This window comes from Tabrizicola sp. (assembly GCF_031377265.1).
In the GTDB taxonomy this organism is placed as follows: Bacteria; Pseudomonadota; Alphaproteobacteria; order Rhodobacterales; family Rhodobacteraceae; genus JAUYQR01.
Genome location: NZ_JANMET010000306.1, coordinates 1 through 5,576 on the forward strand (window position 1 = coordinate 1; position 5,576 = coordinate 5,576).

Genomic DNA, 5,576 nt, shown 5'->3' on the forward strand with positions numbered 1-5,576 from the left:
CTTGTCGCGCCCGGTCAGCAGCACCAGCCGCACACCCGCCGCAGCCGCCAAAGGCTCCAACCCTTCGAAATGCTGCCGCGCCAGAATTTCGGTAGGGGCCATCATCACCCCCTGCCCGCCCGCCTCGACCGCGATCAACAGTGCTAGAAACGCCACCAGCGTTTTGCCGGACCCAACGTCGCCTTGCAGCAGCCGGTTCATCCGCAGCGGTGATGCCATGTCTGCCGCAATCTCGGCCAGCGCCCTGGTCTGCGCCTTGGTCGGCGCATAAGGCAGGCTTTCCAGCACCTTACCTTGCAAAGCGCCGGTCCCGGCACTTGCTACTCCCTTGCCGCGCCTGATCTGTTCCCGCGCCAATGACAGGGTCAGCTGATGCGCAAACAACTCGTCATAGGCCAGACGCGCCCGTGCGGGGTGCGTATACGCCAAAGCGGCGGCATCAGCCGGGTTGTGCACCAGCACCAGCGCTGCGCGCCAGTCTGGCCAACCTTCGCGCACCTTCAGCGCCGGATCGATCCATTCTGCAAGGTCGGGACTGCGCGCCAAGGCCGACGCAGCCGCCTTGGACATGATCCGTTGCGTCAACCCCGCGCCAAGCGGATAGACCGGCTCATAGCCCGGCAAATCGGCGGCTTCTTCGGGCCGCAACACATGATCGGGGTGCACCATCTGCGCGACACCATCGAACAGCTCCACCTTCCCCGAAATCAGCCGCCGTTGGCCGGTGGGCAGCAGCTTGTGCAGGTAATCGGCACGGGCATGAAAGAACACCAGCACAAACTCCAGCTGGGCATCGCGCACCATGATGCGGTATGGGCCACCCTTGCGATGCGGTGGAAAGTGGCCGCCCACCTCCACCTCAACGGTCAGTGTGGTCGGTGGCACCACATCGCGGACCGACATGCGGCGCGTTCGGTCGACCCCGGAGTGCGGCAACACATACAGCAGATCCTTGGGCCGAAGAACGCCAAGCGCCTCAAACGCCTTCGCGGTCTTTGGACCCACACCGTCAAGCGTTTCCAATTCGGCATAAAGCGGGAACAGAACCTCCGGTCGGCTCATGGCGCGCCGATGAGGGCTAGCCACCCGTCCTCGTCAATCAGCCGCACGCCCAGACGCGTGGCATCCTTGGCCTTCGACCCGGCCCCCGGCCCAGCGACAACAATATCCGTCTTTGCGCTGACGGACCCCGCGACCTTTGCCCCCAAAGCTTCGGCCCGGGCCTTGGCTTCAGCGCGCGTCATCTTTTCCAGAGTTCCGGTGAATACCACAGTCAATCCGGCGACCGGGCTGTCCGTCGGGGCGCGCGTGACCACAGGCTGCACCGTCAGATGTGCGGCCAATGCATCAATTGCACTGCGTTCAGCTGGATTGCGAAAGGCGTCGACAAGACTAGTTGCCAGCACGTTTCCGATTCCATCGATCCCCATCAATTCGGCCCACTCGGCGCTTCCCGGAACAGCCGCTGTGACAGCCGTCTCAAAGGCGGCCCAGGTGCCATAGTGGCGCGCCAGCAACGCCGACGCCGCCTCGCCGACATGCCTGATCCCGAGCGAAAAGATCAACCGATCAAGCGGTATATGGCGCTTCGCCTCGATCGCCGCAAACAGGTTGGCGACCGATCTTTCCCCGAATCCGTCACGGTTTTTAAGCTTTTGCAATGGGTTGGCCGTATCCCTTGCCGCAAGCGTGAAGATATCGGCTGGGGCTTTGACCGGCAACTGGGTGTCGCGGAAGAACATCTCTATCTGTCTTGCCCCCAAGCCTTCAATGTCGAACGCCCCGCGCGAGACGAAGTGTTTCAACCGCTCCACCGCCTGTGCCGGACAGATCAACCCGCCAGTACAGCGGCGCACGGCATCGCCTTCCTCGCGCGGGGCCGGGCTCCCGCATTCAGGACAGGTCGATGGAAAATCATATGGTTGGGCAGTGCTACTTCTCTTTGAAAGATCCACATCCGCGACCTTCGGGATCACGTCCCCAGCGCGAAACACCTGCACCCAGTCGCCAACCCGGATGTCTTTGCCATCGCGGATCGGATTGCCCTTTGCATCACGCCCGGCGATGTAATCCTCATTGTGCAAGGTCGCGTTTGACACGACCACGCCCCCCACCGTTACCGGCGTCAGCCGCGCCACCGGGCTCAGCGCCCCGGTCCGCCCGACCTGAATGTCGATCGCCTCAAGCCGCGTCCAGGCCAGCTCGGCTGGAAACTTGTGCGCAATGGCCCAGCGGGGGGTCGACGACCGGAATCCGAGCCTTGCCTGCAGGGCAAGTTCGTTAACCTTGTAGACAACCCCGTCGATATCATAGCCAAGCGTCGCACGCTGCGCCTCGATCAGCCGGTACTGGGCCAGCATCGCGTCAGGCCCGTCGCACAGAACCGTCAGCGGGTTGGTCTGAAACCCAAGCGCACGCAGCCGCTGGATTGCCCGGAGTTGGGTTTGCGCCAGCGGCTCGGACAAAGCGCCCCAGGCGTAGGCAAAAAACCTAAGCGGGCGTGCGCCGGTGATCGTGGCGTCCAGCTGCCGCAAGCTGCCCGCAGCAGCGTTGCGCGGGTTTGCGAAAGTTTTTTCCCCCTTCGCTGCCTGCCGGGTGTTCAATGCCGCAAAGTCCGCATGTGACATATAGACTTCGCCACGCACCTCAAGAATTTCGGGCGCGCCGGTCAGATGTTGAGGAATGTCAGCAATTGTGCGGGCGTTTTCGGTAACGTTTTCGCCCATTGCACCGTCGCCGCGCGTCGCTGCCTGCACCAGAACGCCGTGTTCGTAGCGCAGGGAAAGCGACAGACCGTCGATCTTTGGCTCTGCTGTGTAGTCGACCTGCTGGGTCATTCCCAGATACTTGCGCACACGTTGATCAAATTCGCTGACTTCGGTGGCCTCGAAGGCATTCTCGAGGGACAACATCCGAACGGAATGAGCGATCTTTCCGAATCCTTCGGCGACCCCCGCCCCAACCAGGTCGGAAGGAGAATCCACGCGTTTCAGATGCGGGAAGCGCGCCTCGATTGCTGCATTGCGCCGCTTCAGCCCATCATAATCGGCATCTGAAATCTCGGGTGCGTCAAGCGTATGATAGGCTTCATTCGCCGCGAGAACGCGGTTGGCCAGCACTGCAAGTTCCGCCCGGGCTTCGGCTTCCGTCAATGCCTCCACCGCTTTGTCCGCCATCACTTCCCCCGCATCGATTGCGCGGTAAGGTTAGGGCGGACCAGGGCAGAGGTAAAGATCAGGCGCTGGCAGCAAGTCGCGGCGCGGCCAGCATCGACGCTGCACTCGGGTCGCGTAAGACATAGCCACGCCCCCAAACAGTCTCGATGTGGTTCATGCCACCGGTCGCTTCAGCAAGCTTTTTGCGCAACTTGCAAATGAACACGTCGATGATCTTCAATTCCGGCTCGTCCATGCCGCCATAGAGGTGATTGAGGAACATTTCCTTGGTCAAGGTTGTGCCCTTGCGCAGGCTCAACAACTCCAACATCTGATATTCCTTGCCGGTCAAATGCACCGTCTTGCCTTCAACATCGACCGTCTTTGCGTCGAGGTTGACCGCAACCTTGCCGGTCTTGATGATCGATTGGCTATGCCCTTTGGACCGCCGGATGATCGCGTGGATACGCGCGACCAGTTCTTCGCGGTGAAACGGCTTGGTCATGTAGTCGTCAGCGCCAAAACCGAACCCTTTAAGCTTGTTTTCCGTGTCATCCGACCCGGACAAGATGAGAATCGGGGTTTCAACCTTTGCGACGCGAATCTGTCGCAACACTTCATGCCCGCTCATGTCTGGCAGGTTAAGGTCTAAAAGAATCAGATCGTAGTCATAAAGCTTTGCAAGATCAACGCCATCCTCCCCCATGTCAGTGCAATAGACGTTGAGGTTTGCATGGGTCAGCATCAGTTCGATGCTTTTTGAAGTGGTCGGGTCGTCTTCTACAAGCAGAATGCGCATCTGGTTAAAACTCCGCTCCAGTGTGTTCATCATTAACGAGATTGGCGGGCAATGGTTAACCGAGCGTTACTATGCGTGAGCGCGAGTAATAAACAATCTAAAGTTGTCTGAATCTCTGTATCGCTGTGACTTTCAGGCCTTGTTCGCCATGACGTTCCACCGCGGATCGCCATAGTGCAAACTCTTCTTCCGAAAGAGCGTAACGTTCCTGGGCCTCGGTCTGCGTGATCAGGCCGTACACTACGGCCCGAACCACAATCGCCTTGCGGCTGGCGACCCAGCGCGTGGTGTTTTGTGCAGGCAGATCGGCACGGCTGATCACCGTTCCGTCTGGCAAGGTGATGTTGCGCGGGCCGTCGACGCGTTTGAGATACATGAGCCATCCCTCATTCATTTGCACGCAGACTGCCGGAACAGCCTTAATCAATGCTGAAACGGGGGGTTGAGAGTATGCGGCATTTTCATATATTGCAGAGCATTCACTATACCCGGACCTGCCCGATGCCGCGCGATATGCCGATGAATTCTCTTGGCCTGCCGAAACCTCCGTCCCAGACGCGGGTTGTTGTTGCCATGTCGGGGGGGGTGGACAGTTCGGTAGTGGCGGCGATGCTGGCCGACGAAGGCTATGACGTGGTTGGTGTCACGCTGCAATTGTACGACCACGGTGCGGCTTTGGCCAAGAAGGGTGCGTGCTGCGCTGGCCGGGACATCCACGACGCCCGCCGTGTGGCCGAGGCCATGGGATTTCCGCATTACGTGCTCGACTATGAGAACATGTTCCGCGAGGCGGTGATCGAAGAGTTCGCCGACGCCTATCTTTCCGGTGCTACGCCGGTGCCGTGCATTCGGTGCAACGAACGGGTGAAGTTCAAGGACCTGCTGGCCACGGCGAGAGACCTTGATGCCGACTGCATGGCGACGGGGCATTACATTCAGCGCAAGATGGGGCCCGCTGGGGCGGAGTTGCACCAGGCGGCGGATGCGGCGCGGGATCAGTCATACTTTCTGTTTCCGACCACTGCAGAGCAGTTGGATTACCTGCGTTTTCCACTGGGTCACCTGAAGTCAAAAGCGGAGACGCGGGCGTTGGCGGCCAAGTACGGCTTGCCGGTGGCCGACAAGCCGGACAGCCAGGACATCTGTTTCGTTCCGAACGGGGACTATGCGGCGGTGATTGAAAGGCTGCGGCCGGGGTCTGCGGATCCGGGCGAGATCGTGGATCTGGCGGGCCGCGTGGTGGGGGAGCATCGCGGGGTGATCCACTACACGATCGGGCAGCGCCGGGGCTTGGGGATCGGGGGCTTGGGCGAGCCGCTGTATGTGGTCCGGCTGGACCCTGCAAGCCGCCGGGTCATCGTCGGGCCGAAGGAGGCGCTGTCGACGCGGGTGATTCCGGTCAGGGAGATCAACTGGCTGGGGGACGAGCCTTTCGCGAGCCGGGCGGAGTGGCATCTGGATGTGAAGGTCCGGTCCACCCGCCCCCCGCGTGAGGCGGTGATCCGGCCCCTGTCGGCGACCGAGGAGGAGGTCGAATTGATCGAGGCCGAGGATGGGGTTTCGGCCGGGCAGGCCTGCGTCTTTTATGCCCCTGAGGGGGGACGGATCTTTGGGGGCGGCTG

5 protein-coding genes are annotated in these 5,576 nt (G+C 61.0%); 1 reads left to right on the forward strand and 4 read right to left on the reverse strand.

Features of this window, described 5'->3' with window-relative positions; all coding sequences use genetic code 11:
* The 4 genes from RMO18_RS16765 to RMO18_RS16780 all read right to left on the reverse strand — a co-directional run.
* Positions 1-1,062: DEAD/DEAH box helicase (locus tag RMO18_RS16765; protein WP_309667445.1), on the reverse strand; the 1,062-nt coding region annotated here is incomplete at its 3' end.
* A complete protein-coding gene (ligA, locus tag RMO18_RS16770) occupies positions 1,059-3,176 on the reverse strand; it encodes an NAD-dependent DNA ligase LigA (protein ID WP_405054096.1) in 2,118 nt (705 codons plus the stop codon). The genes RMO18_RS16765 and ligA, both read right to left, overlap by 4 nt.
* A gap of 58 nt (positions 3,177-3,234) precedes the next feature.
* On the reverse strand, positions 3,235-3,954 hold the full coding sequence (gene ctrA, locus RMO18_RS16775) for a response regulator transcription factor CtrA (protein ID WP_309667447.1): 720 nt from the start codon (positions 3,952-3,954) through the stop codon (positions 3,235-3,237).
* A 97-nt stretch (positions 3,955-4,051) separates the two neighbouring features.
* Entirely contained in the window at positions 4,052-4,330 is a 279-nt protein-coding gene (locus RMO18_RS16780) for a DUF1153 domain-containing protein (protein WP_309667448.1), read from the reverse strand.
* Between the two features lie 125 nt (positions 4,331-4,455).
* Between RMO18_RS16780 and mnmA the strand changes: the two genes are divergently transcribed.
* Positions 4,456-5,576 (forward strand): tRNA 2-thiouridine(34) synthase MnmA (mnmA, locus tag RMO18_RS16785; RefSeq protein ID WP_309667449.1); only part of this gene is annotated, 1,121 nt, incomplete at its 3' end.